The organism is Pseudomonas sp. MWU12-2319 (genome assembly GCF_023242525.1).
In the GTDB taxonomy this organism is placed as follows: Bacteria; Pseudomonadota; Gammaproteobacteria; order Pseudomonadales; family Pseudomonadaceae; genus Aquipseudomonas; species Aquipseudomonas gingeri_D.
The window spans coordinates 147,205-172,304 of the sequence record NZ_JALJES010000005.1 but is presented as its reverse complement, the minus strand read 5'-3'; the positions used below and the strand labels follow the sequence as shown (position 1 = coordinate 172,304).

Below are 25,100 nucleotides of genomic sequence, written 5' to 3'. Positions count from 1 at the left end.
CGCATGAAGCGATTGGCCGGACTTTCTGCACTTGCCTTGATTATCTCCAGCACCAGTGGCTGCGCCTGGCTGTGGGGCCCGGAAGGATATTTCCGCGACCGCGGCAGCGACTACCTGGACTCGAAACAGACGCCGACGATGCAATTGCCAGCGGATGTCAGCACCAGCAAGCGTCTTGACCCGCTGCTGCCGATTCCACGCAACGTCGCCGACGACACCGCCAAGGGGCCGTTCGAAGTGCCGCGTCCGCTGCCTTTGCAGGTTGCGGCCAGCGCCAGCGACTACAGCCTGCAGAAAAGCGGCGACACGCGTTGGGTAATGGCCCAGCACACCCCGGCCGAAGTCTGGCCAGTGGCGTTGCAGTTCTTCCAGGACAACGGTTTCCGGATCGACGCGCAACGCCCGCAGACCGGTGAATTCACCACGGCCTGGCAGCGTTCCGACGAACTCTCGGCGGCCATGGGCAAGCGCCTCGCGGCGGGTGACAACGAAACCCGCGTGCGGGTTCGTATCGAGCCGGGCGTGCAGCGCAATACCAGTGAAGTCTACGTGGTCAGCGCCCAGCGCCCGGCTGGTAGCACCGCCAACGTCGATTTCACCCCGCATTCGGTCAACCTCGGCCTGGATTCGGCCCTGGTCGACGAAATGCTCTCGAGCATGAGCCGCAGCGCCGAGAAGGGCGGTTCGGTGTCCTTGCTGGCCGCGCGTGATTTCGATACCCCGAGCCGTGTCGCCCTGAGCCAGGACGGTAGCGGCAACCCGGTGCTCAACGTTGGTGAAGACCTTGACCGTGCCTGGTCGAGTGTCGGCCGTGCTCTGGAGCAGGGCGAGTGGCGTGTCGAAGACATCAACCGCAGCCTGGGTCTCTATTACATCAACCTGGCGGAAAAAGCCGAGAAGAAGAACGACGAGCCTGGTTTCTTCGCCCGTCTGTTCGGCAGCAAGCCGAGCAAGGAAGAGATCGAAACCCGTGCCGTGCGTTATCAGGTTCGCCTGAGCAAGGTCGGCGACAACGTCCAGGTCACCGTCGAGAAAGACATCAACACCGTGGCACCGGCTGATGTGGCCCGTCGGGTGTTGGGCGTGATTCAAGACAACCTGGGCTGATCCGGTGCGGTTTGCCGTTCTCGGCAGTGGTAGCCAAGGGAACGGCACGCTGATCGCCAGTGAAGACACGCTGATCCTGGTCGATTGTGGTTTCTCGCTGCGGGAAACCGAGCGACGCCTGGCGCGCCTTGGGGTGAGCCCGACGCAACTGAGCGCGATTCTGGTGACCCACGAACATGCCGACCACGTGCATGGCGTGGGTTTGCTGTCTCGGCGCTACAATCTACCGGTGTACCTGAGTCGTGGCACCTTGCGCGGCCTGCGCAAGCCCATCGAACCCGCGGGTTTCGTGGCGGGTGGCGAGACCTTGCGGATTGGCGGCTTGAGCATCGAAGTGGTGTCGGTGGCCCACGATGCCCTTGAGCCGACGCAATATGTGTTCAGCGACGGTCGGCGGCGTTTCGGCCTGCTGACCGACCTGGGTTCCTATTGCGGCAGGGTCATGGACAGCTACAGCGGTCTCGATGCCTTGATGATCGAGTCCAACCATTGCCGCGACCTGCTGGGTCGTGGGCATTACCCGGCCTTTCTCAAGCAGCGGGTCGGTGGTGAACTGGGACATTTGAACAACCACCAGGCCGCGAGCCTGGTGGCCGAGTTGGGCTGGCAAGACCTGCAACACCTGGTACTGGCCCATCTGAGCAGCAAGAACAACCTGCCGCGGCTGGCCCGGCAATGTTTTGTCGACACCCTTGGGTGCGACCCGGACTGGCTGCAATTGGCCGATCAAGATTCAGGGCTCGACTGGCGACATATCGCCTGGCCCAACAACTTAACAAGCGGAGCCCATCATGGAAAAACGTGAAGAACTCTACCGCGGCAAAGCCAAGTCGGTTTACAAGACCGACGACGCCGACCGTTTGATCCTGCTGTTTCGCAACGACACCTCGGCGTTCGACGGCAAGCGTATCGAACAGCTGGACCGCAAGGGCATGGTGAACAACAAGTTCAACGCCTTCATCATGCAGAAGCTCGAAGCGGCCGGTATCCCGACCCAGTTCGACAAACTGCTGGGCGACAACGAATGCCTGGTGAAGAAACTCGACATGATCCCGGTGGAATGCGTGGTGCGTAACTACGCGGCCGGCAGCCTGGTCAAGCGTCTGGGCGTGGAAGAGGGTTTGAAGCTCAACCCTTACACCTTCGAACTGTTCCTCAAGGACGACGCCAAGGGCGACCCGTTCATCAACGAATCCCACGTCGTGGCGTTCGGTTGGGGCACCGCCGAGCAATTGGCGAAGATGAAAGAGCTGTCGCTCAAGGTCAACGAAGTACTGAGCCAGCTGTTCGACGACGCCGGCCTGCTGCTGGTGGACTTCAAGCTGGAATTCGGCGTATTCCACGGCCAGATCGTCCTGGGCGACGAGTTCAGTCCGGACGGCTGCCGCCTGTGGGACAAGGAAACACGCAAGAAGATGGACAAGGACCGCTTCCGCCAGGGCCTCGGTGATGTCATCGAAGCCTACGAAGAAGTCGCCAAGCGTCTGGGCGTACCGCTGTAATCGACGCAAGCATCTGATAGCACGTAATTTTTTTGCAGTTGGGGCTTCGCTTCCGGCAAAAGTGTTGTTATGATGCGCGCCGTTGGAGAGATGCCAGAGTGGCCGAATGGGACGGATTCGAAATCCGTTGTACCTTCACCGGTACCTAGGGTTCGAATCCCTATCTCTCCGCCATTATTAAATACGACTAAGCACCTGAAAAATTTGAAGTTTTCAGGGGCTTTTTCGTTTCCGACGATTAATTTAGGGCAATTTTAGGGCAGAAGCTGCGTGCCCTATACCGTTTTAGTCTGCTCTAAACCCAAGCACTTTTGAAACGATAGGGTGTGCGTCATAGTGCTGTTGATTCAATATTTGTCCGCGCAACCGTCCCTTCGTCGTCTAGACACGTCCCTTGTTGCGTTCCTACACTGAGGCGCAATCGAGGACCAGGGGTCACAGATGAACCGCAACGAATTGCGCAAGGCTGACATCAACCTGATGGTGGTCTTCGAAACACTGATGCTTGAACGCAATGTGACGCGGGTCGCGGAGAAGCTGTTTCTCGGCCAGCCGACCATCAGTTCGGCGCTCAATCGCCTGCGGGTGATGTTCAACGATCCGCTGTTTATCCGTGTCGGCCATCGCATGGAGCCCACCGCGCGGGCCGAGGAGATCATTCAGCACCTGTCACCGGCGCTGGATTCGCTGTCGAATGCCTTGAGCCTGACCCACGACTTCGACCCGGCCAGCAGCACCATGACCTTTCGCATCGGCCTGTCGGACGATGTCGAGTTCGGCTTGTTGCCGACGCTGCTGCGAGCCTTGCGCCAGGAAGCGCCGAATGTGGTGATCGTGGTCCAGCACGTCGACTACTGGCGTATTCCCGACCTGTTGGCCTCCGGCGACATTACCGTGGGCATCAGCCAGACCCGCGGTTTGCCGGCCAATGCCAAGCGCAAGCTGTTGCGCCATATCCAGCCGATGATCCTGCGCGCCGACGCCTCGACGGCGCCCTTGAGCCTCGATGAGTACTGCGCGCGGCCGCATGTCCTGGTGTCCCATACCGCCAATATCAGCAGTCTGGCGGACGAGTGGCTGGCGGAAATCGGCCGCAAGCGTCATGTGGTGCTCTCGGTGCCGCAATACAGCGCCTTGCCGGCCCTGCTCGCGGGCACCGATCTGGTCGCCAGCCTGCCGGATTACACGGCCAAGGCCATGGCAGCGTCAGGGTTGCTGTTTGACGAACCGCTACCGTTCAAGGTGCCGAACCTGGACCTGTCGATGGTCTGGCTCGGGATTGTCGATACCGATCCGGCCGAGCGTTGGCTGCGTTCGCGGCTTGAGCATTTCATGAGTGATCGCCAGCCCCTGGCGCCTTGAGGGTGCCGGTCGCCCTGGCGGGTTGGCTCAGGTGGGTTGCACCACCAGTTCCACGCCCAGGGCGTCAACCAGCTTGAGCAGGGTGTCGTAGCGGGGTTTGGCTCCGGGAGCGAGGGCCTTGTAAAGACTCTCGCGACCCATGCCGGAGTCGCGGGCAACCCGTGTCATGCCACGAGCCTTGGCAACAGCCGCCAGTGCCGCGAGAAATACGTCGGGATTCTTGTCTTTCAGGGCCACGTTGAGCAGTTCGGCAATGGTCGCCTCGTCGCTCAGGTAATCACTGGCCTCAAAGGGTTTCAGCGTGGTCATGTTCGATCACCTCGTTCGATCTCGCTCAGGATCAGCCTGGCGTGTTTGATGTCGCGTTTTTGCGATGACTTGTCGCCCGCACACAACAGCAGAATCAGAATTTCACCCCGGCGAGCGAAATAAACGCGATAGCCAGGACCTGTATGAATACGCATTTCACTGACCCCGTCGGTGACCCTCTTCGTATCGCTCAGCGCGCCGAATTGCGCCGAGATCAGGCGGGAGAGGATGCGTGCCTTGGCGATGGGGTCTTTCAATCGCCGCAGCCAATCGTCAAACACCTCGGTAGTGACCAGGGTGTGTGTTGGTTTCGAGTGTAGTAGTTCGGATACGATTTTCAAAGTCTTTACGCCGTTTTTTTACCTTGACCCTTCTGTATTTGGTCCAGGAGCAGCCGGCGCGCCAATGCGCTATCGTTTCACGATCTTTCCCGAAGGCCGCGTGCTATATCTGTGTGCCTTCCTATTCCGCTGTTTTGGAGCCTGTAAATGCCTCACGTTTTCCTGGAATACACCCCCAACCTGACTGAATTCGACGCCGACAAGGCGTTGCTGCGTATCAACCATGCGCTGGTGGCCTCCGGGCAGTTCGGCGCCGAGTTCGATATCAAGAGCCGGGCCATGGAACTGGGGGCGTTTCGCGTGGGGACAGGGCTGGGCGAGCGCGGCTTCGTGCATGTGAAGTTGGCGCTGTTGAGCGGGCGCTCGGCACAGATCAAGAAACAACTTTCCGAGAGCCTGCTGGCGGGATTGAAGGATCTTGGTGATTGGCCGGAAGGTATTGAAGTACAGCTTTCGGTGGAAGTGGTGGATCTGGATCGCGAGTCCTACGCCAAGGTTGCGATCTGATCAGGCGATAAAACCCATTGCGGGTGTGAGCCTGTGAAAAGGCCAGGGCTGCATTCAGCCCTGGCCTTGTCGTTTTATCAGAACGGTTTGGTTGGCAGGTACTTGCCATCCAGAGTGATGACCGCGCGCGAGCCGCCGTCCGGGTCATCGACCTTCTTGATATCCAGCTTGAAGTTGATGGCACTGATGATGCCGTCGCCGAACTGTTCGTGGACCAGGGCCTTCAAGGTGCTGCCGTAGACCTGGATCATTTCGTAGAAACGATAGATCGTCGGGTCGGTCGGGACGCCATTGCCAATGCTGCCGCGCAACGGCACGCTTTGCAGCAGGCGACTGGCGTCCTGGTCCAGGCCGAGTTTTTCACAGACCACGTTGGCGGCGCTGGCCGGCAGCGGGTGCTGGCCGAGCAGGGCGGCGGTGACGAAGGCCAGGCTCAGGCCGGTGCCGTCGGTCAGGTCCTGCCAGGACAGGTTCAGGCGCTGCTTGGCGTCGATGATGGTGTCGGCCAGGGCCAGGCGTGGAGCTTGTGCGAATTGGGACTGCAACATGGTGATTTCCTCGCTTTCGTCAGTAGGATTCAGGTCAGGCAACTTGTGGCGGTTGTGTCGATAGCGCGCAGGCTTGCGGCTGTTCGGCAAGTGAGACAAAACGACCGGTACTGCCGTCGAGAGCCGCGATGGAGCCGCTCTCGATGTCGTACACCCAGCCATGCAGGTTCAGCCGACCTTGTTCCAGCGCCAGGGCGACCGACGGGTGAGTCTTCAGATTGGCCAGCTGGGCTATCACGTTTTCCCGCACCAGGGCATCCAGTCGCGCCTCGGCCGAGACATGGTTGCGGGCGGCGTTGATGACCTTGGCCGACTCGGCATGACGTAGCCAGTTGGCCACCGCCGGCAGGTGATCGAGGCATTTGCAGGTGGAGATCGCCGTCATCGCACCGCAATCGGAGTGGCCACAGATCACGATATCGCGCACTCCCAGTACCGCCACCGCGTACTCCACCGTGGCCGAGACGCCGCCCGGCTCCGGGCCGTAGGACGGCACGATATTGCCGGCATTGCGGATCACGAACAGATCGCCGGGTTCCTGCTGGGTCAGCAGTTCCGGTACCACCCGGCTGTCCGAGCAGGTGACGAACAGGGTAGCGGGACTCTGGGTGGTTGCCAGTTGCTTGAACAGGGCGCTGCGGGTTGGAAAGGCTTCGCGCTGGAACTTCAGGAATCCGTCGATGATGGCTTGCATGATGTGTCTCCTTGCGTGTGGCTGATGGGGCAAGGATGGAAGTTTTCAGGCATAGCGTCCAAGACCGGCTTATTATGAAAGCTATAAGTCCTACCTATAGTTGAGTGCCCGATGCTGCTGCGTCATATCCGTTACCTGCTGGCCGTCGCCGAACATCGCAATTTCACCCGGGCCGCCGAGGCCCTGCATGTCTCCCAGCCGACCTTGTCCCAGCAGATCCGGCAACTCGAGGACAGCCTCGGGGCGGCGCTGTTCGACCGCTCGGGACGCAGCATCCGTCTGACCGATGCCGGCGAGGCCTATGTGCGTTTTGCCCGGTTGGCCCTGCAGGACCTGGAGGCGGGCAAGCGGGCGATGCACGATGTGCAGGATCTGAGTCGCGGCAGTCTGCGCCTGGCCATGACGCCGACCTTCACGGCGTACCTCATTGCGCCGCTGTTGCATCGCTTCCACAGTCTTTACCCGGGCATCACCCTGAGTGTCGAGGAAATGACCCAGGATCGCCTGGAGGCCGCGTTGGCCGAGGACCGGCTGGATATCGGCATTGCCTTTACCGGGATGCACCTGGCGGATATCCAGGGTGAAGCGCTGTTCAGCGAAACCTTGAGCCTGATGGTGGGTGCGGCTCATCCGCAGGCGACGGGCAAGACCCTCACTGCCGATGAGCTGGAGCGGCAGTCGCTGGTCCTGCTCAGCCAGGATTTCGCCACGCGCCAGCACATCGACCTGTATTGCCGTCAGCACGGTATCGTGCCGCGCATCGCCATCGAGGCCAACTCCATCAGTGCGATTGTTGAACTGGTCCGTCGCGGTCAGTTGGCGACGATCCTGCCGGCGGCCATTGCCCTCGAACAGCCGGGGCTGGTGGCGCTTGAGCTGACGCCGGGGTTGCCACAACGCACGGTGGCCCTGCTCAGTCGCCGGGGGGCCTGGCGCAGTGCGGCCTGCCAGGCGTTCGCGAGGCTGGCGGGGCAGTGGCGCAATGTTTAGTCATTGCACATGCAAGCTTCTTCAAAACTGAATTTAATCACCCGGGTGCTCGTGTGAGGCTGGCGGTCTCAGGTTTATCGCGGCAGGTATATGGACGATTGGCTCGGCGGGATCGGCTACGCAGCAGAGACGGGCGCCTCGACGTCTGGTGTCCGCTCGCGGCGGCGTCCGCTGTTGCGTGCCTCTCCGAGCCTGGTGGCCTTGCCTTCCGAGTTGGCCTTCTGGGCGCTGTGGCATTGCCGTCACGCGCGCCCGCCGGATGTCGGTTTTCCCCGTTGAGTTTTTTCATTGATCGCCATTGGCCTGCCCTGGCCGTTGCGATCGACCTGGTGGGCGCGTGCGCGCCTGCCCGACGCGGAAGACGAGAATCCCATGAGTGTTGCCTGCCCAGCCTTTGCCTGTACCGAAGAAGCCCTGAGTTTTCTGGAGCTCAACCCCGATATCGAGATGTTCGAGCTGTTCATCCTCGACAACAACGGCGTCCCCCGCGGCAAGTTGTTGCACCGCGACGAACTGCTGGCGGTCTATGCCAATGGCCGCCCGCTGCCCAGCACCATTCTCGGTCTGACCATCAACGGCGACGATGTGGAAAACTCCGGTCTGGTCTGGGAGGTGGGGGATATCGATTGCCGTGCCTATCCCTTGAGTGGCAGCTTGCAGCGCATGCCCTGGCGGTTGATCCCGACCGCGGCGGTGCAGGTCAGCATGCACCCCAGCGAGGGGCTGCCGGCGACGGTAGCCGATCCGCGGCATCTGCTGGCCAGGGTAATCGATGGGCTCAAGGCCGACGGCTACCACCCGGTGATGGCGGCGGAGCTGGAGTTCTATCTGCTCGACCAGAAGCGTGACAGCCAGGGTCGGCCGCAGCCGGCCCGCGACGCTGACGGTGGACGTCCGAGCACTACCCAGGTCTACGGTCTGCGGGAGCTGGAGCAGATCGAGCCGTTCCTCGCCGACCTCTACAGTGCCTGCAAACTCCAGGGTATTCCGGCGCGTACGGCGATCTCCGAGTACGCTCCAGGCCAAGTCGAGATTACCCTGGAACACCGCACCGATGCCTTGCAGGCGATGGACGAGGCGGTGCGTTACAAGCGCCTGGTCAAGGGCGTGGCGCACAAACACGGGATGATTGCCTGCTTTATGGCCAAGCCGTTCGACGATCTGGCCGGCACCGGTATGCACATGCACGTCAGCCTGGCGGACGCGGCGGGTAACAATCTGTTCGCCAGCGAAGCCGGCGACGGCACGCCGCTGCTCAAACAGGCGGTGGGCGGCATGCTTGCGACCCTGCTCGATGCGTTGCTGATGTTTTGCCCGAATGCCAACTCCTACCGGCGTTTCCAGAGCAACAGCTATGCACCGCTGGCGGCGACCTGGGGTGTCGACAACCGCACCGTGAGCCTGCGAGTACCGGGCGGACCGGCCTTTTCGCGGCATATCGAGCACCGCATCTGCGGCGCCGATGCCAACCCCTATCTGGCAGCGGCGGCGATTCTCGCGGGGATTCATAGCGGGATTCGCGAGCGCCTTGACCCCGGTGCGCCGGTCGAAGGCAATGGCTACGCCCAGGCCGGCAAGCGCCTGCCCACCGACTGGTTGACCACCCTGCGCGCCCTGGAAGAATCCGCCTGGGCACGGGAAGCGTTTGGCCGTGAGTTCCTCGGGGTCTACCTGGCGGTCAAGCGCGCCGAATACCGGCAGTTCATGGGCGAGGTCGGTGAGCAGGACTGGCGCTGGTATTTGCAGCAGGCGTGAATGACGGTCCGGTAATCTGTTGAACAATAAGGGCGGGAATTTTTCACGAAATATTGATGCGTGCCTGACTAAGGTTCGAAGCGTTGTCGAGCGAGTGTTTTGGGCTCCCGGCACCCCCTCAAACCGATCCCGTGTGTTCGACCCGCCCGGCACAGGTCCACCCCCGAGAGTTTGCAAGTCATGCCTGCGCAGCCACCCTCAACCGATGAGCTTGAACTTGCCCGCCAGCATGCACGCGAGCATGCCCGGGCTCGCCTGGAGAAGTCTCCCCACGGCCTGATCCGGCGCCTGGGGTTGGCGCGGGAAAAACAGTGGGTGCGCCAGGCGCTGAAGCTGGCCGGCGAGCCCGGCTTGGTCCTCGATCTGCCCAGCGGTACCGGACGTTTCTGGCCGGTGCTGGCCGAGCGCGGCAACCGGGTGATCCTCGCGGCCGACCCTTCGCAGGAAATACTGGATCAATGCGCGGTCCATCATCCCGTCGATCTGCTCCAACGGGTCAGGACCTTTCAAAGCTCGGTGTTTGCCATCGGCTTGCCTGAGAATGCGGTGGACTGCATTTTCTGTATGCCGTTGTTCCAGCATCTGGGCGACAGAGAGCACCGGCTGGTGATCCTGCGTGAGTTCCACCGGGTCAGCCGCGACACTGTGATCCTCTCGTTATGGATGGACGGCAAGGTCATGGCCTGGCATCGGCGGCGTCAGGCTCAGGCGTATGGCCAGGACTCGCAACGCGTGCTGTTTGGCAAGGCGCTGGTCGAAGGGGAATTCCGCGAAGCCGGCTTTGACATCATTGGTCACCGCGACTTCTTTCCGGGTTACGCCATGCGTCGCCTCTATGTGCTGCGCAAGAACGGTTGATCCTGGCGTGAACACTTCAAATCGCTAAGTAAGACTATTCTTTTCGTTCAGTCAGCTCTTTCGTCTCGGCACTTGCAGAGTGAGTGCTCGCAAACCCCGGTGGCGAGATATACTGCGTGCCATTCTTCAAGGGAGAGCCGTGTGGCCATCGATATTCACTGGATTCGCGACAACGATAGCCTCGGTCGGCATTGCGCCCAATGGCAACAGTTACCCTTTGTTGCCCTCGACACCGAATTCATGCGGGTCGACACCTTTTATCCGATTGCCGGACTGATCCAGATCGGTGACGGCGAGCGTGCCTACCTGATCGACCCCCTGACCATCGACCAGTGGCAACCCCTGGCGGCGTTGCTCGAAGACCCGGCCGTGGTCAAGGTCGTGCACGCCTGCAGTGAAGACCTCGAAGTGCTGTTGCGCCTGACCGGCAGCCTGCCGGTGCCGCTGTTCGACACCCAGCTTGCCGCCGCCTACCTGAACCTCGGTTTTTCCATGGGCTATTCGCGCCTGGTGCAGGAAGTCCTGGGTATCGAGCTGCCCAAGGGTGAGACCCGTTCGGACTGGTTGCAGCGTCCGCTGTCGGAAACCCAGGTCAGCTACGCCGCCGAAGACGCCGTGCACCTGGCCGAGGTCTACACCCGCCTGCGCCCGAAGCTGTCGGACGACAAGTACGCCTGGGTCCTGGAAGACGGCGCGGAACTGGTGGCCAACCTGCGTCGCGAGGTCGACCCCTACGAGGTCTATCGCGAGGCGAAGCTGGCCTGGAAGCTGTCCCGTGCGCAATTGGTCGTGCTGCGCGAGCTGTGCGCCTGGCGCGAACGCGAAGCCCGCGCCCGCGATCTGCCGCGTAACCGGATCATCCGCGAGCACTCCTTGTGGCCGTTGGCCAAGAGCCAGCCGGACAACCTGGTGGCATTGGCCCGCATAGAGGACATGCACCCGCGTACCGTGCGCCAGGACGGCGAGTTCCTGCTGGAGCTGATCAAGCAGGCCGGTAGCGCGCCGATGGACCAATGGCCACCGGCGGTGCCCGAGCCCTTGCCGATCGAAGCCTCGGCGCTGGTCAAGCGCCTGCGTGCCCTCGGTCAGGCCGAAGCCGAACGCCTGGGCGTTGCGCCGGAATTGATGCTGCGCAAGAAAACCCTGGAAGCGCTGATCAAGAGCGGCTTTCCCCATGGACCTTACCAATTGCCCGATTCGCTGCGTGGCTGGCGCCGCGAGTTGATGGGCCAGGCGCTGCTCGACAGCCTGGCCACTGCCGGAGAACAGCCTTGAAACGTATTTGCTCCATCTACAGAAGCCCGCGCCGCAACGAGATGTACCTCTACGTGCTCAAGAGCGATGCTCTGGAGCGCGTTCCGGAAAATCTGCTGCTGGCCTTCGGTAAACCGCATCATGCCTTCGACCTGGTCCTGACACCCGAGCGCACGCTGTCGCGCGAAGATATCCACCAGGTGCTGGAGAACCTCGAGAAGCAGGGCTATCACCTGCAGATGCCGCCGGCCGAAGACGAATACATCGAACATTTGCCCGAAGAGCTGTTGCGGCGCAATGATCCGATCTGACGGACATCTCTGAGTGCTCTGTCCGGAGTGCTCGACTCAAATGGACTGTATTTTCTGGCAGTGGCCGATGACGATGGAGCGAACTCCGTCGGCGGCTGCCTGCACTGTTTTTGAAAGGTTTGAACCATGCGCGTTCTGATTGCCGAACACGACCACGCCCTCTATGCCAGCTTGCTGCAGCAGATGGCCCCGGAACTTGAAGTCATGACCAGCAGCGATTCGGCCACGCTGTCGAGCATGGCGGCCGATTGCCCGGTCTGGCTGGGGCAGCCGGACCTGTTGGCGACCCTGCTGCGTCAGGGGCACTCCCCCCAGTGGTTGCAATCGACCTGGGCCGGTGTCACCCCGTTGCTGGCCGAGGGCCTGCCACGGAACTACCGACTGACTCGTGCGGTGGGGATTTTTGGCCAGGTGATGGCCGAGTATGTGCTGACCTATATGCTGGGGCATGAGCGTGAGGTCCTGGCCCGCCTGGTCAGCCAGGTCGAGCGCAAGTGGGACAACCGCATGGGCCAGAGCCTGGCGGGGCGCAAGGTGCTGATTGTCGGCGCCGGAGATATCGGCCAGAGCGTTGCGCAGTTCCTGCAACCCTTTGGGGTCGAGTTGTATGGTATTGCCAGTACCGCGCGGGAGCAGGCACCGTTTATCGAGGTGGCGGCGCTCGAAGCCCTGGGTGAGTGGGTTGGCAAGGTGGACTATGTGATCAACCTGTTGCCGAACACGCCCAATACCCATGATCTGTACGATGCGGCGTTGTTCAAGCGCTTCAAGCCTACCGGCCTGTTTATCAACGTCGGGCGCGGCGTGGCGGTGGTCGATGCGGACCTGGTGGAGGCTTTGAAGGAAGGGCATCTGGCGGGGGCAGTGATCGATGTCTGCCGGCAGGAGCCGTTACCGCAGCGTCATCCGTTCTGGACGGCCTGGGGGTTGTTGTTGACCGGGCACAGTTCGGCACCGACTTCGCCGGGGATGATGGTGCAGTTGTTTGTCGAAAACCTGCGGGCCTATCAGGCCGGGGAAGCGTTGCGCGGGGAAGTGGATTTCGAGCGCGGGTATTGATGGTCCCGGTTTGCAGGGCTGGCCAGGCACCTTGTAGGAGCATGGCCAGCCAGCGAAGGGGCCTTCAAGATCGCTAAAAGCTTCGCGGGCAAGCCCTGCTCCTACAGTCCGCGGTGGAGCGGAACTGCGAGGGTTACAGGCTGAAATCGCCTTCAGCCACCAGCGTGCTCAGCGGCTGGCGTGGGCTTGGGGTTTCGCGGGCCTGCAGGTAATCCGGCAGGCTCGCCTTGTCGCCCAGCTTGCCGATGGCCACTGCCGCATGCAGTGCATAACCTTCTGGAATCTTCAGCTCGCGGCGGGTCAGTTCCTGATCGAAGCCGGCCATGCCGTGGCTGTGCCAGCCGCTGTTGCTGGCTTGCAACGCCAGATGGCCCCAGGCCGAGCCGGTGTCGAAGGTGTGCCACAGCGCCGGGGTTTCTTCGCTGGCGCCGGGAGCGGTGAAGGTGGTTTTCGAAATCACGATCACCAGGGCCGAGGCGTGTTGCGCCCAACCACGGTTGAATTCGTTCAACAGGCCAAGGAAACGTTCCCAGTTCGGCGTGTCGCGGCGGGCGTAGAGAAAGCGCCAAGGTTGCGAGTTATAGGCCGAAGGCGCCCAGCGGGCCGCTTCGAAAAAGCTCAGCAGGGTTTGTTCCGGGATGCTCTCGCCGGTAAAGGCGCGCGGCGACCAGCGCTGGGTGAACTGAGGATCGATCGGGTGATCGGCGATGCGTGGGTTGATGCTCATGGCACAGTCCTGACTGGGGAAAATTAGCGAGAAAGCTACTGCGCCGCAGGCGGCCTGACAAGCCTTGTTCAACCGATAGTCGCCGACGCTTGGCCGCAAAGGCTTGGCGCACTAGACTGGCGGCCTTTTCACTCCCCGATGCAGATGTCTGAACCATGGCCGCGAAAGTCGAACCCTTCTGGAAACGCAAGACCCTCGAGCACCTCGATCAGGAGGAATGGGAGTCGCTGTGCGACGGTTGCGGTCTGTGCTGTCTGCAAAAGCTCGAGGACGAAGACGACAACAGCGTCTATTACACGCGCATTGCCTGCAAGCTCCTGGACCTGAAAACCTGCCAGTGCACCGACTACGCCAAGCGTCGCGACTCGGTGCCGGACTGTATCCAGCTCACCCCGGGCCAGGCCGACCAGTTCAAGTGGTTGCCGCCGACCTGTGGTTATCGCCTGGTCAGCGAAGGCAAGGACCTGCCGCTCTGGCACCATCTGGTCTGCGGTGACCGCGACGCAGTGCACCACGAGCGGATTTCCCAGTCCGGGCGCATGCTTGCCGAAGGCAGCGTGCCGGAAGAGGACTGGGAAGATCATCTGATTTTCCGCGCCGGCTGATGTCCGCCAACCCCGAGGAACTCCATGTCGTTACCTTGCAGGCTGCCGGCGTTCCTGCTGCTGATGGTGTTCAGCGGGCTGGGTTGGGCCGGGAAAAAAGTCGACCTGGACTATCGGGTGCGCCTGTTGCCCCAGAGCAACCAGGCTGAGGTGCGCCTGACCCTGGCGCAGGGTTCGGCGGTGCGCAGCCTGGATTTCGATCTCGGCAACCAGGGTTACTACAGTGACTTCATGGCCGACGGGCAGTGGCAGCTGAGCTCCGGGTCTACGCCGGACAGCCGCCGTGGTGTCTGGCATCCGGCATCGGGCAAGGCCAGCCTGAGCTATCGGGTCAGTCTCAACCATCCACGTAGCAACGGCACGTTCGAGACGCGGATGACGCCGACCTGGGCACTGTTGCGAGGCGAGGACCTGGTACCGCCGGCCCATCTGGATCAGCGCGACGGCACCGAACTGGTCTCGCGCCTGGAATTCGAATTGCCCGGCGGTTGGAAAAGTGTCGAGACCGCCTGGCCGCGTATCGGCAAGCAGCGCTTTCGTATCGACAACGTCTCACGCCTGTTCGACCGGCCGGTCGGCTGGATACTGGCCGGCGACCTGGGCAGCCGGCGGACCCGCCTGGGTGAAACCGATGTCACGGTCGCGGCGCCTCGGGGCGAAGGCATGCGGCGCATGGATGTGCTGACGCTGTTGACCTTCGTCTGGCCCAAGCTGCAGGAAGTGTTTCCGCGCAATCCCGGAAAGTTGCTGGTGGTCGGGGCCGGGGAGTCGATGGCCCATGGCAGCCAGGCGGGCCGCGATTCGATCTACCTGCACAGCACCGCCCCGCTGATCAGCGAGTCCGGGGACAGTGCCTTGGTGCGCGAGCTGGTTCATGTGTTCGGGCGGATCAATGACAGCCAGCGCAGTGACTGGGTCGGCGAAGGCCTGGCTCAGTATTACGCGATCGAGTTGTTGCGCCGTGCCGGTGGGATGAGCGAGGAACGTTACCAGGCGTTGCAGGTGCGTTTGACCCGGCTCAGTCGCAAGGTCGGCACATTGCGTGGTGAGCAGGTGGACAGGGCGACGGTGGCACGGGCGGTGTTGCTGTTGCAGGCGCTGGATCGCGAGATTCGCCAGCAGACCGATGGCAAGCGTTCCCTCGATGATGTCAGCCGGGCGGCGATGCGCCTGGATACCGTCAGCACCGAGGAATTTATCCAGCTGTGCGAAAGCGTGATGGGTGAGCCGTCAAAGGTGCTGGCGAGCGGGCTGCTGAAGTAAAGCCTAGAACTTCGGACCGGAACGGGTGTTGTTACCCTTGGCCAGGCGGTCGTACAGCACCACATTGACCGTCGCCGCCAGGTTCATGCAACCGGTGGTCGGGATATACACCACGTCTTCGCACCAGTCGCGGATGTCCTTGTCCAGCGAACCGTCTTCCGGGCCGAAGATATACAGCGCCCGATCCGGATGGGTGTATTCGGGCAGAGAACGCGCACCCTCCACCAGCTCGACGGCCACCGGCACGCAGCCCAGGGGCAGGATCTTCTTCAGGTCGTCGATACCGATCAGCGGAATGTCCTGGTGGACTTTCTTGGTGTCGGTGACAAAGTCCCGCGCCCGCTCGTAGCGTTTGCCGGTGTAGAACACCGAAGCCACGCCGTAGCAGCCAGCCGCACGCATCACCGAGCCGACGTTCTCCGGTGACTTGGGGTTATACAAACCAATGCAGCTGTACCTTTTGTTTGCCACGAGCCGGGTGCCTTCCAGGAAAAAGACGCGATTATACCGGCATCTCCGTCAGCTCGTGGTGTCGGGATAGTTCGAAGGGAACAGCGCCCGTCGGGTTTGCTCGTCGTTGACTTGCTTGAAGGCGTGGCTCTTGCCCACTTGGCGGGCGCGGGCCACGGCTGGCCGCGCGTCGATGCGCTGGAACCAGGCCGACAGATGGGGGTAGGCCGCCAATGGCGATTCTTCGCCTTTGAGTACGCGGGCCGCCCGATCGATCCAGCCCCAGGCCGAGATGTCGGTAATCGTATAGCTGTCACCGACGATATAGCTGCGCCCGGCCAGATGCCGGTCAAGTACCCGGTAGTGCCGCTCGGCTTCACGGCGATAACGATTGATGGCGTAAGGGATGCTTTCCGGGGCCGAGTGCTGGAAGTGCACCGCCTGGCCGGAAAATGGTCCCAGGCCCGTGCCGATAAACATCATCCACGACAGCAGTTCGCCCCGATCGCCGGGTTCACCGCCGAGCAGTCCGGTCTTTTCACTCAGGTACAGCAGGATCGCGTTCGAGTCGAACACCCGGACTTCGCGGCCGTTCGGGCCTTCGGTATCGAGGATTGCCGGAACCTTGCCGTTGGGATTGATCGCCAGGAACTCCGGGCTGTGCTGTTCGCCCTTGCTGGTATCGACCGGAACCAGCTCGTAGGGCAGCGCCGTTTCTTCAAGAAACAGGGCGACTTTGGCCGGATTGGGCGTCGGGTGGAAAAAGAAACGGATCATGTCGAAAGGTCCTGGCAGATGTTTTGGATCGAGTGTTATAAAATAGGACGAAACGCTGGCGCGTGGCAATCGTCGTTTGTTTCAACGAATATCTGCGCCACTTCAATTTGAATTCATGTGTGAGTTATGGCGCGACCAAGAGAATTTGACGAGGCCAGGGCAATGGAGGCGGCGATCCGCTGCTTCTGGGCCCGTGGCTACGAGGCCACCTCCGTACGGGATCTGGCGCTGGCCATGGGGATTACCGGGGCCAGCCTGTACAACGCCTTCGGTGACAAGCGCGCGCTCTTCGGCCTGGCCCTCGATCACTACATCAAGCGCGGCTTCTGCGAGCGTTCCGTGCGCCTGGAGCAGCAACTGCCGCCCCGCGAAGCCATCCAGACGTTCTTCAACGAGATCATCGAACTGTCCCTGAGCGATCCTGAGCACAAGGGCTGTTTTATCGTCAACGCGGCCCTTGAGGTGGCCCCTCACGATCCGGAGTTCAAGGCGGTACTGGCCAAGGTCCAGGAGGGGATGGAGAGCTTTTTCCGGCGCTGTATCAGTGCCGGCCAGGCCCAGGGCAGCATCAATGCGTCACAGCCGGCGGAGGATCTGGCGCGTATGTGCCTGGCGGTGCTGATGGGACTGCGGGTGCTGGCCCGCTCAAGGCCGGAACGGGAATTGCTGGAAGGGCTGGTACGACCGGTCTTTGGATTATTGAAATAGTGCGTCTACGAGGGGAATCGCATGATTGAGCTCTACTACTGGGCTACGCCAAACGGCCACAAGATCACAATGTTCCTGGAGGAGGCCGGTCTTGAGTACCGTATCCATCCCGTGGATATCGGCGCCGGCGACCAGTTCAAGCCGGAGTTCCTGGCGTTTTCGCCGAACAACCGCATGCCGGCGATCATCGACACCGCGCCCGCCGATGGCGGCGAGCCGATCACGGTGTTCGAGTCGGGGGCGATCCTGCTGTACCTGGCGGAAAAGACCGGGCAGTTCCTGCCCTCCGATGTGCGTGGGCGCAAGACCGTGACCGAGTGGCTGTTCTGGCAGATGGGCGGCCTGGGGCCGATGGCCGGGCAGAATCACCATTTCGGGCTGTATGCGCCGGAAAAAATACCCTACGCCATCAACCGTTATGTCAATGAGACCAACCGTCTCTACGGTGTGCTCGATCGTCGGTTGCAAGGGCGTGAGTTCATTGCTGGCGAGCATTATTCGATCGCCGACATGGCCTGCTATCCCTGGGTAGCGCCGTGGCAGCGTCAGCAACAGAATATCGAGGATTTCCCGGATCTGAGTCGCTGGCTCCACGCTATCGAACAACGTCCGGCGACATTGCGCGCCTATGCCCGGGGGGAGCCGTATTCGCGGCGTGCCACGGAGACGGAAGACGGCAAGAAAATCCTCTTCGGCCAGACCGCCAAGGGCCCGGCCGCCTGAGGCTCAACCCGGTTAGTGCGGGCGAGAGCTCGCTTGCTCGCGCAGTACCGGGACGAATTGGTGTTGCACCAGGCGCTCGATCAATTCGACATCGGCCTCGGGGCTGAGGTCTTTCGCGCTGCCAGAGGTGCCGGTGGCCTCCAGTTCCAGCAGGCTGTCCGGCGTCTTCTGCAGCAGCAGATAGTCGGCGCCGCAATTGCCGCAGAACACATGGTCGCCTGCGCGGTGCGCGCGTTTGAGTACTACCGTCGGCCCGCACATGCCGCAGTGTCGCAGGGGAATGCCCTGGTCGGTATGGCCGATGATCGGGCTCAAGACACCCGACTCCCCCAACTCGATAAACAAGGCGCCGAAGTGCGCATCGAACTGGCTCCCCAGGTTCTTGCCGATGATCTGCAATGCCTGTGCCTGCGGCATGCCCGCACGATAGGGGCGGGTGCTGGTCATGGCGTCAAAGGCGTCGCAGATGCCGACGATGCTCGCCAGGTGCGGAATCTCGCCGGCCTTGAGCCCCAGGGGATAACCCCGGCCATCCGGCATTTCGTGGTGCAGGCGCACGGCATCTTCCACCAGGGTGGCCAGGGGGTGGGCATGCAGCAGCCTGAAGCCGATATCGGGGTGGGTCTTGATCACGGCGTACTCCTCGTCGCTCAAGGGGCCGGGCTTGCGCAGCACTGCGTCGGGAATACCAACCTTGCCCAGGTCATGGACAAAACCGCCCAGGGCGATCCGCGCCACTTCCTCCGCCGCGAAGCCGGCTTTTTTCGCCAGCAACTCGCAAAACTGCGCCACTCGCCACAGATGTCCGCCGGTATAGGGATCACGCGCCTCCACCACCCAGGCCATCACCAACAGGCTCGACAACAACTCCTGTTCCGGACGCGAAACCTGCGCCGGTTGGCGGGCGCCCAGCAGATTTTGAATCAGTTGGTTCAGTTTCATCGAAGACGCTCTCGGTACAGGAATAAAGGAGGAAGTCGCATACACTGGTACTTTGCCCTGTTGAGAAGGTATAGGGCTTTAAATTACAAACGTTTGAAAAAATCTTGGCCTTGTGTTTTAGATCGTTCGATTTAGAATGCCTGGCATCTCGACGTGCCTCAAGGCATTTGGCGCATTGCCTCGCCGGTTGACGGCTTCACAGGAGAGTTCGTTATGGTCGCTGACTGGTTGATGGGCGCTTCGGTACGTCGCAAGTTGACCCTGGGGTTTGGCATCGTGTTGCTGCTCACGGCGCTGCTGAGTGCGATTGCCTGGTACAGCATCGGGCAACTGACAATGCGCAGCGAGGCGTTGGTGGACAGTGTCTCGCTGGACACCCAGATCGCCGCCGTGCGCTTGCAGGAAAACGAATTCGACCGCACCGGGCAAAGCGCGGCGGTCGACGCCTATGCCGGGCAGATGCAGGCGTTGTATGCCGGTGTCGACAAGCTGCAGATGAGCCTGGAAACCGACGCACAGACGACTCTCACACGTATCCGCGAGGTGGCCCGGGCCTATCAACAGAGTTTTGCCGAGTTCGTCGCGGCCCGGCGCCAGGCCCGGGAGGCGGAGAAGGCCATGGTGCCGGTGATGGAGACTATCGCCGAGCAGTTGACGCGTTTGCGTACCCAACTCTTCCAGCAGATGCGCAGCGATCCGGCGGTCACCATCGATCAGGCGCAGGCGGTGGCCGAGCTGCAATGGCTGATGGCGCAATTGCGCGATCAGGTGCGTTTGTATATCGCCGATCCACAACCCGAGGCGCAGTTGCGCGTTTCGCAGATGGCCGACCGCATTCGCGTGCAGGGCAACGACTTGTACGGGCAACTGCCGGGTGATGCTTTGCAGACACCCTTGCTGGGCGCGTTGCAGGCGGCGGTGATCTACCAGGATCGGGTCGTGGACTTCAGCGCCAGCGTGCTCAAGAGCCAGCAGGCCAAGCAGGCGATGCTGGCGCAGGCGGGTGACTTGCAGCAACTGAGCGCGGCGGTCTATCAACTGCAACTACAGGGACGCGCTCACGATGTACGGATGGCCCGTGGCGAGCTGCTGCTGGCGGGCGGGTTGGCGCTGTTGCTGGGCTTGCTGTCCGCCTGGGCCATGACCCGGCAGATCGTTCCGCCGCTCAAGCGGACCCTGACCCTGGCCCGGCAGATCGCCTCGGGCGACCTGACCGGTAACCTGGAAAGCCATCGGCGTGACGAACTGGGGCAGATGATGACGGCCATGCGGGAAATGGCCGGGCACCTACGCCAACTGATCGGCAGCATCGGCGCAGGCACGCGTCAACTGACCCAGGCCGCCGAAGGCTTGTCGACGATCACCGCCCATAGCAGCGCGGGAGTCTCGCAGCAGCGCCAGCAGACCGAAGAGGTTGCCGGCGCCATGGGTGAAATGGTCGACAGTGCCCAGCATATCGCCCGTAACGCGCAGCAGGCCTCGGAGGCGGCGCAGGCGGCCGAGCGGCGCAGCGTCGAGGGCAACCGCGTGGTGACCCAGGCGATCGAGCACTTTGAAGCCTTGGTACTCAACGTCGATCGTTCCGCCCTGGCGATGGAGCGTCTGCGTGAAGACGGTGAACGTATCGGCGGGGTGTTCGGGGTGATCCGCGAGGTGGCGGAGCAGACCAATCTACTGGCCCTCAACGCCGCCATCGAAGCGGCTCGCGCAGGTGACGCCGGGCGGGGCTTTGCAGTGGTGGCCGATGAGGTGCGGGCGCTGGCCCAGCGTACCCAGCGTTCCACCGAGGAAATCGAGGGGTTGATCGCGGCCCTGCATGGCGGTACCGAACAGGCCACGGCGATCATGCGCCAGAGCCAGGACATGAGCCTTTCCAGTGTGGTCCTGGCCCGTGAGGCCGGTGGCGTGCTCAGTGAAATTCGCCAGTCGGCGTCGTTGATCCAGTCGATGAACTCACAGATTGCCACGGCTGCCGATCAGCAAACCCGCGCCTGCGAACAGATCAGCGGCAATCTGGCGCGTGTCCGCGATATCGCCGACGAATCGGCGCAGTCAAGTGCCCGCACGGCGACGGCGAGCCTCGAACTGTCGCGCCTGGGGGGCGACCTGAACGTACTGGTTCAGCGATTCACGGTGTAGCTTTTACTCGTCTTTCTTCATCAACCCGGCCAGCGCCGCGAACGGGTTGTGGGTGGCCTTGGCGATCTTCGGGCTGCTCAGGGAGCCGTCGCCGAAGTATTGCTGGTCGGTGTAGCGCGAGTGCTCGTTGTCATGGCAGAACAGGCACAGCAGTTCCCAGTTGGAACCGTCCTGCGGGTTGTTGTCATGGTTGTGGTCGCGGTGGTGCACGGTAAGCTCGCTCAGGCGCTTGCCGGAAAATTCACGGGCGCAGCGACCACACACGTGTGGATACATCTTCAGTGCCTTGTCGCGATAGCCCATCTCTTTATCGCGTTTCGCATCGGCCAGGATGCGGTCCAGCTTGGCGGTATGGGAGGGAGGGTTGGCCGAACTCATGGGGTCACCTTGTCGAATAGGTTAATGACGGTTATGCGGCAAAGTTTAGCTCAGTTCTTGAGCTTCTCGGCGATCCAGATGGTGTGGCGCGTGCCCTTGTTGCCGTGGGCATAGACCTGGACTTCCTCGGCCTTGAAGCCGGCCTTGCGCAGCTTGTCGCTGAAGTGGCTGTCGGCGCTGGCCGACCACACCGCCAGCACGCCCTTGGGCCGCAGGGCCTTGGCACAGGCGCTCAGGCCTCCCGCCGAGTAGAGCCAGCTGTTGGCTCTCTGGGTCAGGCCTTCGGGACCGTTGTCGACATCGAGCATGATCGCATCAAAGCCATTGGGCTCGGCCTGCAGGACCTTGGCCACGTCTTCCAGGCGGATCACCGTGCGCGGGTCATCCAGCGGCCGGCCGGCTTTTTCTCCCAGCGGGCCGCGGTTCCATTCGACGACGCCGGGCACCAGTTCCGCGACCACGACTTCGGCGGTCTTGCCCAGGTGCTTGAGGGCCGCGGCCAGGGTGAAGCCCATGCCGAGGCCGCCGATCAGCACCCGCGATTGCGGCCGGCCGGCGACCTTGCGGCAGGGAATTTCCGCCAGGGCATCTTCGGAGCCGTGCATGCGGGTGTTCATCAATTGCCCGCCGTCACCGCCCTGGATCTTGATCACGAAGTCTTCGCCATACTCGAACAGGCACAGGGCACCGCCGTTTTCAGGAATCGGAGCGGTGTCCAGCAGAACGAAACGTTTCATGGAAATCTCATTGGGAGGGGCAAAATAGCCGCGTTGCGAGTAGCCTGATGGCAGACAGAGAAGTCTGGCAACGGAGCCATTGATGAAACGCGCTATTGTAGCGGTCATTGCATTGACCGCGCTTACCATTACCACGGTACGGGCCGAGGATCTTTCGCCGATACCGGTCACGCCGAAACCGGGAGCGCCGAGCACGGCCACCCCGACGCCGTCCCCGCAGATCACCCCGCGCACACCGCCAAAACCCGGCGAGCCGCTGCCCAGCATCGAGTTGCCGCAGCCGCCCAAGGACCAGACCCAACCGGGTCCGGAACAGAACGACAAGACGGACAAGAACGATAAAAGCGACAAGACGGATAAGGCGAAGGAGACCTCCAGCTAGATCTGTTGCGAGAGCAGTTGGCCGTCCGCCATGCGCAGTCGCCTGGACAGCGCAATGGCGATGGCACGGATGATCTTGGCGGCGATCTTCGGCGCATCGTTGAGCATCTTTTCCAGGGAATCCTTGCCCAGGTTGAGCAACTGGCAATCACTGGCGGCCACGCAACTGGCCGAGCGCCGCTCGCCATCGAGCACCGCCATCTCGCCAAAGGCTCTACCGGCGCGCAGGGTGGCGATCACCACCGGTTGACCCTCGGCGTTGCTCTTCTGCACATTCACGCTGCCGTAGTGAATGATGCACATGAAGGTCCCGGCATCCCCCTCATTGAAGATGGCTTCGCCCTTGGCGACGCTGCTGATGCTGAAATAACCGGCAGCGGCGAGGCAATCCGCCGGCAGCAGGCTGGCGAACAAACCGCTGTCCATCAGCATGTCGCGGATTTCGTTATTCAGTAAGGTCGGTTCTGACATGGCTCACGGTCTTTTCTTGTTGCCTGTTGTTCTGTGCGGGCATTAAAGCCCGGCGGCCCAGGGTTAAGACAAGGGGGCCGGGCAGAGTTCCTCAGACCAGGCCGAGAACCTTGAACACGAAGGCGTATTCGAGGGCTACGTCACGTAATCCCTGATAACGACCGCTCATGCCACCATGGCCAGCGTCCAGTTCGGTCTTGAGCAAGAGTAGATGCTCGTCGGTTTTCGTGGCGCGCAGTTTCGCCACCCACTTGGCCGCTTCCCAGTATTGCACGCGACTGTCGTTGTAGCCGGCGATCACCAGGGCGGCCGGGTAGGCCTGGGCGCGGACGTTTTCATACGGTGCGTAGGCCTTGATCCGCGCGTACACCTCGGGCTCCTCGGGGTTGCCCCATTCGTCGTATTCGGTGACGGTCAGCGGCAGGTCCGGGTCGAGCATGGTGTTCAGCACATCGACGAACGGCACTTCGGCGATGGCGGCCTGGAACAGCTCCGGGCGCTGGTTGAGCACGGCACCGATCAACAGGCCGCCGGCACTGCCGCCGCTGATGGCCAGTTGTTTCGAGGTGGTCAGGCCTTCGGCGATCAGGTGCTCGGCGCAGGCGATAAAGTCGTCGAAGGTGTTCTGCTTGTGCGCCTGCTTGCCGGCGCGATACCAGGCTTCACCCAGTTCGCCGCCGCCACGCACATGGGCGATGGCGAAGGCCATGCCGCGTTCCAGCAGGCTCAGGCGGGCGTGGGAAAACCACGGATCGAGACTTTCGCCGTAGGCGCCGTAGCCGTAGAGATAGAGCGGGGTGGCCTGGCCTTGCAGTTCGCGCTTGACCACCAGGCTGATGGGCACCTGGGTGCCGTCCGCGGCGGTGGCCCAGAGACGCTGGCTGACGTAGGCGTCGGGGTCGAAATCGCCCAGCACCGGGGTCTGCTTGAGGACGCTCTGTTCGCCGTTGGCCAGGGTCAGTTGGCGGATCTGGGCCGGCCGATTGAGGGCCTCGTAACGCAGGCGGATGGTCTGGCTGGTGAATTCCAGGCTGTCCTGCACATAGAGGCTGTAGGCGGCATCCGGCAGTTGCACGCGATAGCTCGGCAGGCCCTGGGGGCGCACCTCGATGATCGGCAAGCCACCTTCACGCAGGCTCAGGCACAGGGCCGAGGCGTTCAGGGTCAGGCCTTCGAGCATCACCTGGTCGTCGTGGGGCACCAGTAATTGCCAGTCGTCGCGGCCCGGCACACCGTGGTCCGGGGCATGAAACAGGGCGAAGTTGATGCCGTCCTGGTTGCTGCGGATAAACCAGCTCCACTGTTCCTGGTGCTGGCCGTGGTCGACGAAGTACTCGTGGCCTTCGACCCGTGGCGCCAGGCAGGTAAAGGCCTGGGTCGGGGTATCGGCGTCCAGGGCCCAGGCTTCGCTGGTGGTCTTGCTATTGAGCAGCACCACCAGTTGGCGTTCGGAACTGCTGCGGTAGCAGTGCAGGAAGAAGCGCCCATCGGCTTCGTGCAGGACTTCCTCGGCCGTGCTGTCGCCGAGGCGGTGGCGGTACAGCTTGTGGGGCCGATGGGTGTCGTCCAGTTCGGCAAAAAACAGCGTCTGGCTGTCGTTGGCCCAAGTCATGCTGCCATCGCAGTCCTCGAACGGCAGTTCGCTGACCGCGCCGCTGTCGAGCTCCTTGACGTACAGGCGATAGACTTCTTCGCCGCTGGTGTCGAGGCTGTAGGCCAGGCGTTGGTGATCCGGGCTGACGCTGAAGGCACCGAGGGAGAAGAAGCCGCCCTTGGCCAGTATGTTGGGGTCGAGCAGCAGGGTTTCGGCGCTTTCATCCACCGTCAGGCTGTCATCGGCCGGACGCGGGCAGCGGTAATGCCGCGGGTATTCGTCGCCGGCGGTGGTGCGGGTGTAGTACAGGAACGGTCCCCAGGGCGATGGCAGGGACAGGTCGGTTTCGAGAATCCGCGCCTTGATCTCCTCGAACAGGCTTTCGCGCAGTTTGCCTTGATCGGCCAGTTGCGCTTCCTGGTAGCTGTTTTCGGCCTTGAGGTAGTCGAGCACGGCATCGCTGTCGCGTTCCTGCAACCAGGCGTAAGGGTCCGCGCCCGCGTCGCGGCGGGCAATCGGGGCGCTGTTGACGTTGCTATCGAAGGACATGGGCAACTCTCTGTTGGCTGATCGCTGACGGCGGGGCAGCCGGACCGGCGAAAAGCCGT

Annotated in this window: 29 protein-coding genes and 1 tRNA gene; 18 read left to right on the top strand and 12 right to left on the bottom strand. The window is 62.2% G+C overall.

Going from position 1 to position 25,100, the window contains the following annotated elements; genetic code table 11:
- The first annotated feature begins 3 nt into the window (after positions 1 to 3).
- The 5 genes from bamC to M5C01_RS10425 all read left to right on the top strand — a co-directional run bounded on the left by bamC (position 4) and on the right by M5C01_RS10425 (position 3,971).
- Entirely contained in the window at positions 4 to 1,107 is a 1,104-nt protein-coding gene (bamC, locus tag M5C01_RS10445) for an outer membrane protein assembly factor BamC (RefSeq protein WP_152738239.1), read from the top strand.
- Between the two features lie 4 nt (positions 1,108 to 1,111).
- Complete coding sequence (locus M5C01_RS10440; protein ID WP_177099987.1) at positions 1,112 to 1,912, top strand: MBL fold metallo-hydrolase; 801 nt, start codon at positions 1,112 to 1,114, stop codon at positions 1,910 to 1,912.
- On the top strand, positions 1,899 to 2,609 hold the full coding sequence (gene purC / locus M5C01_RS10435) for a phosphoribosylaminoimidazolesuccinocarboxamide synthase (protein ID WP_103498664.1): 711 nt from the start codon (positions 1,899 to 1,901) through the stop codon (positions 2,607 to 2,609). The genes M5C01_RS10440 and purC overlap by 14 nt, the downstream gene beginning before the upstream one ends.
- 84 nt (positions 2,610 to 2,693) lie before the next feature.
- Positions 2,694 to 2,783, top strand: a tRNA-Ser gene (locus M5C01_RS10430).
- 267 nt (positions 2,784 to 3,050) lie between these two features.
- Positions 3,051 to 3,971: a LysR family transcriptional regulator gene (locus M5C01_RS10425; RefSeq protein WP_152738242.1), complete on the top strand. Its 921-nt coding sequence runs from the start codon at positions 3,051 to 3,053 to the stop codon at positions 3,969 to 3,971.
- Between the two features lie 27 nt (positions 3,972 to 3,998).
- On the opposite strand, the gene M5C01_RS10420 is transcribed toward M5C01_RS10425, so the two are convergent.
- Entirely contained in the window at positions 3,999 to 4,280 is a 282-nt protein-coding gene (locus M5C01_RS10420) for an addiction module antidote protein (protein ID WP_100938869.1), read from the bottom strand.
- Complete coding sequence (locus M5C01_RS10415) at positions 4,277 to 4,615, bottom strand: type II toxin-antitoxin system RelE/ParE family toxin (RefSeq protein ID WP_103498709.1); 339 nt, start codon at positions 4,613 to 4,615, stop codon at positions 4,277 to 4,279. The genes M5C01_RS10420 and M5C01_RS10415 overlap by 4 nt, the downstream gene beginning before the upstream one ends.
- A 153-nt stretch (positions 4,616 to 4,768) precedes the next feature.
- Here M5C01_RS10415 and M5C01_RS10410 point away from each other — a divergent pair, with 153 nt between their 5' ends.
- Complete coding sequence (locus M5C01_RS10410) at positions 4,769 to 5,128, top strand: 5-carboxymethyl-2-hydroxymuconate Delta-isomerase (protein ID WP_152738245.1); 360 nt, start codon at positions 4,769 to 4,771, stop codon at positions 5,126 to 5,128.
- A gap of 77 nt (positions 5,129 to 5,205) precedes the next feature.
- On the opposite strand, the gene cynS is transcribed toward M5C01_RS10410, so the two are convergent.
- Both cynS and M5C01_RS10400 read right to left on the bottom strand, forming a co-directional pair.
- Positions 5,206 to 5,676 (bottom strand): cyanase, encoded by a 471-nt coding sequence (gene cynS / locus M5C01_RS10405; protein WP_152738248.1) that lies wholly within the window; start codon positions 5,674 to 5,676, stop codon positions 5,206 to 5,208.
- 34 nt (positions 5,677 to 5,710) lie between these two features.
- The gene (locus tag M5C01_RS10400) at positions 5,711 to 6,370 is read right to left on the bottom strand and encodes a carbonic anhydrase (RefSeq protein WP_103498668.1); all 660 of its coding nucleotides are present in this window, start codon (positions 6,368 to 6,370) and stop codon (positions 5,711 to 5,713) included.
- A 111-nt stretch (positions 6,371 to 6,481) separates the two neighbouring features.
- Here M5C01_RS10400 and cynR point away from each other — a divergent pair, with 111 nt between their 5' ends.
- The 6 genes from cynR (at position 6,482) to M5C01_RS10370 (ending at position 12,597) form a co-directional block, all read left to right on the top strand.
- Positions 6,482 to 7,360: a transcriptional regulator CynR gene (gene cynR / locus M5C01_RS10395; RefSeq protein WP_152738251.1), complete on the top strand. Its 879-nt coding sequence runs from the start codon at positions 6,482 to 6,484 to the stop codon at positions 7,358 to 7,360.
- A 372-nt stretch (positions 7,361 to 7,732) separates the two neighbouring features.
- On the top strand, positions 7,733 to 9,115 hold the full coding sequence (locus M5C01_RS10390) for a glutamine synthetase family protein (protein ID WP_152738257.1): 1,383 nt from the start codon (positions 7,733 to 7,735) through the stop codon (positions 9,113 to 9,115).
- 180 nt (positions 9,116 to 9,295) lie between these two features.
- Positions 9,296 to 9,973, top strand: a complete 678-nt coding sequence (locus M5C01_RS10385; RefSeq protein WP_152738260.1) for a class I SAM-dependent methyltransferase — start codon at positions 9,296 to 9,298, stop codon at positions 9,971 to 9,973.
- A gap of 141 nt (positions 9,974 to 10,114) precedes the next feature.
- Entirely contained in the window at positions 10,115 to 11,248 is a 1,134-nt protein-coding gene (gene rnd / locus M5C01_RS10380) for a ribonuclease D (RefSeq protein WP_103498671.1), read from the top strand.
- On the top strand, positions 11,245 to 11,538 hold the full coding sequence (locus M5C01_RS10375; protein WP_103498672.1) for a YcgL domain-containing protein: 294 nt from the start codon (positions 11,245 to 11,247) through the stop codon (positions 11,536 to 11,538). The genes rnd and M5C01_RS10375 overlap by 4 nt, the downstream gene beginning before the upstream one ends.
- Before the next feature lie 126 nt (positions 11,539 to 11,664).
- Positions 11,665 to 12,597, top strand: a complete 933-nt coding sequence (locus M5C01_RS10370; protein ID WP_103498673.1) for a D-2-hydroxyacid dehydrogenase — start codon at positions 11,665 to 11,667, stop codon at positions 12,595 to 12,597.
- Positions 12,598 to 12,730: 133 nt separating this feature from the next.
- Here the strand turns inward: M5C01_RS10370 and M5C01_RS10365 are convergent, their stop codons facing one another.
- Positions 12,731 to 13,324 carry a nitroreductase family protein gene (locus M5C01_RS10365; RefSeq protein WP_103498674.1) on the bottom strand — a complete coding sequence of 198 codons (594 nt, stop codon included), beginning with the start codon at positions 13,322 to 13,324 and terminating at the stop codon, positions 12,731 to 12,733.
- A gap of 155 nt (positions 13,325 to 13,479) precedes the next feature.
- Here M5C01_RS10365 and M5C01_RS10360 point away from each other — a divergent pair, with 155 nt between their 5' ends.
- Both M5C01_RS10360 and M5C01_RS10355 read left to right on the top strand, forming a co-directional pair.
- Positions 13,480 to 13,929 (top strand): YcgN family cysteine cluster protein, encoded by a 450-nt coding sequence (locus M5C01_RS10360; RefSeq protein WP_103498675.1) that lies wholly within the window; start codon positions 13,480 to 13,482, stop codon positions 13,927 to 13,929.
- Between the two features lie 24 nt (positions 13,930 to 13,953).
- On the top strand, positions 13,954 to 15,192 hold the full coding sequence (locus tag M5C01_RS10355) for a hypothetical protein (protein ID WP_152738267.1): 1,239 nt from the start codon (positions 13,954 to 13,956) through the stop codon (positions 15,190 to 15,192).
- 3 nt (positions 15,193 to 15,195) lie between these two features.
- Here the strand turns inward: M5C01_RS10355 and M5C01_RS10350 are convergent, their stop codons facing one another.
- Positions 15,196 to 15,663 carry an RNA methyltransferase gene (locus M5C01_RS10350; RefSeq protein ID WP_007926908.1) on the bottom strand — a complete coding sequence of 156 codons (468 nt, stop codon included), beginning with the start codon at positions 15,661 to 15,663 and terminating at the stop codon, positions 15,196 to 15,198.
- Between the two features lie 48 nt (positions 15,664 to 15,711).
- Positions 15,712 to 16,419: a glutathione S-transferase C-terminal domain-containing protein gene (locus M5C01_RS10345; RefSeq protein ID WP_152738272.1), complete on the bottom strand. Its 708-nt coding sequence runs from the start codon at positions 16,417 to 16,419 to the stop codon at positions 15,712 to 15,714.
- Between the two features lie 126 nt (positions 16,420 to 16,545).
- Between M5C01_RS10345 and M5C01_RS10340 the strand changes: the two genes are divergently transcribed.
- Both M5C01_RS10340 and M5C01_RS10335 read left to right on the top strand, forming a co-directional pair.
- The gene (locus M5C01_RS10340; RefSeq protein WP_152738275.1) at positions 16,546 to 17,127 is read left to right on the top strand and encodes a TetR/AcrR family transcriptional regulator; all 582 of its coding nucleotides are present in this window, start codon (positions 16,546 to 16,548) and stop codon (positions 17,125 to 17,127) included.
- A gap of 21 nt (positions 17,128 to 17,148) precedes the next feature.
- Positions 17,149 to 17,850, top strand: coding sequence for a glutathione binding-like protein (locus M5C01_RS10335; RefSeq protein WP_152738278.1), 702 nt, complete (start codon positions 17,149 to 17,151; stop codon positions 17,848 to 17,850).
- Between the two features lie 12 nt (positions 17,851 to 17,862).
- Here M5C01_RS10335 and M5C01_RS10330 read toward each other — a convergent pair whose 3' ends face one another.
- The gene (locus tag M5C01_RS10330) at positions 17,863 to 18,792 is read right to left on the bottom strand and encodes an HD-GYP domain-containing protein (protein ID WP_152738281.1); all 930 of its coding nucleotides are present in this window, start codon (positions 18,790 to 18,792) and stop codon (positions 17,863 to 17,865) included.
- 213 nt (positions 18,793 to 19,005) lie between these two features.
- On the opposite strand from M5C01_RS10330, the gene M5C01_RS10325 reads away from it, so the two are divergent.
- Positions 19,006 to 20,931 carry a methyl-accepting chemotaxis protein gene (locus M5C01_RS10325; protein ID WP_152738284.1) on the top strand — a complete coding sequence of 642 codons (1,926 nt, stop codon included), beginning with the start codon at positions 19,006 to 19,008 and terminating at the stop codon, positions 20,929 to 20,931.
- Between the two features lie 3 nt (positions 20,932 to 20,934).
- On the opposite strand, the gene M5C01_RS10320 is transcribed toward M5C01_RS10325, so the two are convergent.
- Both M5C01_RS10320 and M5C01_RS10315 read right to left on the bottom strand, forming a co-directional pair.
- A complete protein-coding gene (locus M5C01_RS10320; RefSeq protein WP_103498682.1) occupies positions 20,935 to 21,309 on the bottom strand; it encodes a YajD family HNH nuclease in 375 nt (124 codons plus the stop codon).
- 50 nt (positions 21,310 to 21,359) lie between these two features.
- Positions 21,360 to 22,046 carry a hypothetical protein gene (locus tag M5C01_RS10315; RefSeq protein WP_152738287.1) on the bottom strand — a complete coding sequence of 229 codons (687 nt, stop codon included), beginning with the start codon at positions 22,044 to 22,046 and terminating at the stop codon, positions 21,360 to 21,362.
- Between the two features lie 82 nt (positions 22,047 to 22,128).
- Here M5C01_RS10315 and M5C01_RS10310 point away from each other — a divergent pair, with 82 nt between their 5' ends.
- Complete coding sequence (locus tag M5C01_RS10310) at positions 22,129 to 22,428, top strand: hypothetical protein (RefSeq protein ID WP_152738290.1); 300 nt, start codon at positions 22,129 to 22,131, stop codon at positions 22,426 to 22,428.
- On the opposite strand, the gene M5C01_RS10305 is transcribed toward M5C01_RS10310, so the two are convergent.
- Positions 22,425 to 22,898 carry a cyclic nucleotide-binding domain-containing protein gene (locus tag M5C01_RS10305; RefSeq protein WP_152738293.1) on the bottom strand — a complete coding sequence of 158 codons (474 nt, stop codon included), beginning with the start codon at positions 22,896 to 22,898 and terminating at the stop codon, positions 22,425 to 22,427. The genes M5C01_RS10310 and M5C01_RS10305 overlap by 4 nt on opposite strands.
- A gap of 91 nt (positions 22,899 to 22,989) precedes the next feature.
- A complete protein-coding gene (locus M5C01_RS10300) occupies positions 22,990 to 25,041 on the bottom strand; it encodes a S9 family peptidase (RefSeq protein ID WP_152738296.1) in 2,052 nt (683 codons plus the stop codon).
- Between the last annotated feature and the right edge of the window lie 59 nt (positions 25,042 to 25,100).

Coding starts and splice junctions, on each gene's coding strand:
- M5C01_RS10365 (WP_103498674.1), bottom strand. CDS start 13,324: ATGAGCATCAACCCACGCATCGCCGATCACCCGATCGATCCTCAGTTC.
- cynR (WP_152738251.1), top strand. CDS start 6,482: ATGCTGCTGCGTCATATCCGTTACCTGCTGGCCGTCGCCGAACATCGC.
- M5C01_RS10370 (WP_103498673.1), top strand. CDS start 11,665: ATGCGCGTTCTGATTGCCGAACACGACCACGCCCTCTATGCCAGCTTG.
- M5C01_RS10410 (WP_152738245.1), top strand. CDS start 4,769: ATGCCTCACGTTTTCCTGGAATACACCCCCAACCTGACTGAATTCGAC.
- M5C01_RS10325 (WP_152738284.1), top strand. CDS start 19,006: ATGGTCGCTGACTGGTTGATGGGCGCTTCGGTACGTCGCAAGTTGACC.
- M5C01_RS10425 (WP_152738242.1), top strand. CDS start 3,051: ATGAACCGCAACGAATTGCGCAAGGCTGACATCAACCTGATGGTGGTC.
- M5C01_RS10330 (WP_152738281.1), bottom strand. CDS start 18,792: ATGAAACTGAACCAACTGATTCAAAATCTGCTGGGCGCCCGCCAACCG.
- cynS (WP_152738248.1), bottom strand. CDS start 5,676: ATGTTGCAGTCCCAATTCGCACAAGCTCCACGCCTGGCCCTGGCCGAC.
- M5C01_RS10390 (WP_152738257.1), top strand. CDS start 7,733: ATGAGTGTTGCCTGCCCAGCCTTTGCCTGTACCGAAGAAGCCCTGAGT.
- M5C01_RS10355 (WP_152738267.1), top strand. CDS start 13,954: ATGTCGTTACCTTGCAGGCTGCCGGCGTTCCTGCTGCTGATGGTGTTC.
- purC (WP_103498664.1), top strand. CDS start 1,899: ATGGAAAAACGTGAAGAACTCTACCGCGGCAAAGCCAAGTCGGTTTAC.
- M5C01_RS10400 (WP_103498668.1), bottom strand. CDS start 6,370: ATGCAAGCCATCATCGACGGATTCCTGAAGTTCCAGCGCGAAGCCTTT.
- M5C01_RS10300 (WP_152738296.1), bottom strand. CDS start 25,041: ATGTCCTTCGATAGCAACGTCAACAGCGCCCCGATTGCCCGCCGCGAC.
- M5C01_RS10420 (WP_100938869.1), bottom strand. CDS start 4,280: ATGACCACGCTGAAACCCTTTGAGGCCAGTGATTACCTGAGCGACGAG.
- M5C01_RS10335 (WP_152738278.1), top strand. CDS start 17,149: ATGATTGAGCTCTACTACTGGGCTACGCCAAACGGCCACAAGATCACA.
- M5C01_RS10315 (WP_152738287.1), bottom strand. CDS start 22,046: ATGAAACGTTTCGTTCTGCTGGACACCGCTCCGATTCCTGAAAACGGC.
- M5C01_RS10385 (WP_152738260.1), top strand. CDS start 9,296: ATGCCTGCGCAGCCACCCTCAACCGATGAGCTTGAACTTGCCCGCCAG.
- M5C01_RS10310 (WP_152738290.1), top strand. CDS start 22,129: ATGAAACGCGCTATTGTAGCGGTCATTGCATTGACCGCGCTTACCATT.
- M5C01_RS10340 (WP_152738275.1), top strand. CDS start 16,546: ATGGCGCGACCAAGAGAATTTGACGAGGCCAGGGCAATGGAGGCGGCG.
- M5C01_RS10360 (WP_103498675.1), top strand. CDS start 13,480: ATGGCCGCGAAAGTCGAACCCTTCTGGAAACGCAAGACCCTCGAGCAC.
- bamC (WP_152738239.1), top strand. CDS start 4: ATGAAGCGATTGGCCGGACTTTCTGCACTTGCCTTGATTATCTCCAGC.
- M5C01_RS10305 (WP_152738293.1), bottom strand. CDS start 22,898: ATGTCAGAACCGACCTTACTGAATAACGAAATCCGCGACATGCTGATG.
- M5C01_RS10320 (WP_103498682.1), bottom strand. CDS start 21,309: ATGAGTTCGGCCAACCCTCCCTCCCATACCGCCAAGCTGGACCGCATC.
- M5C01_RS10345 (WP_152738272.1), bottom strand. CDS start 16,419: ATGATCCGTTTCTTTTTCCACCCGACGCCCAATCCGGCCAAAGTCGCC.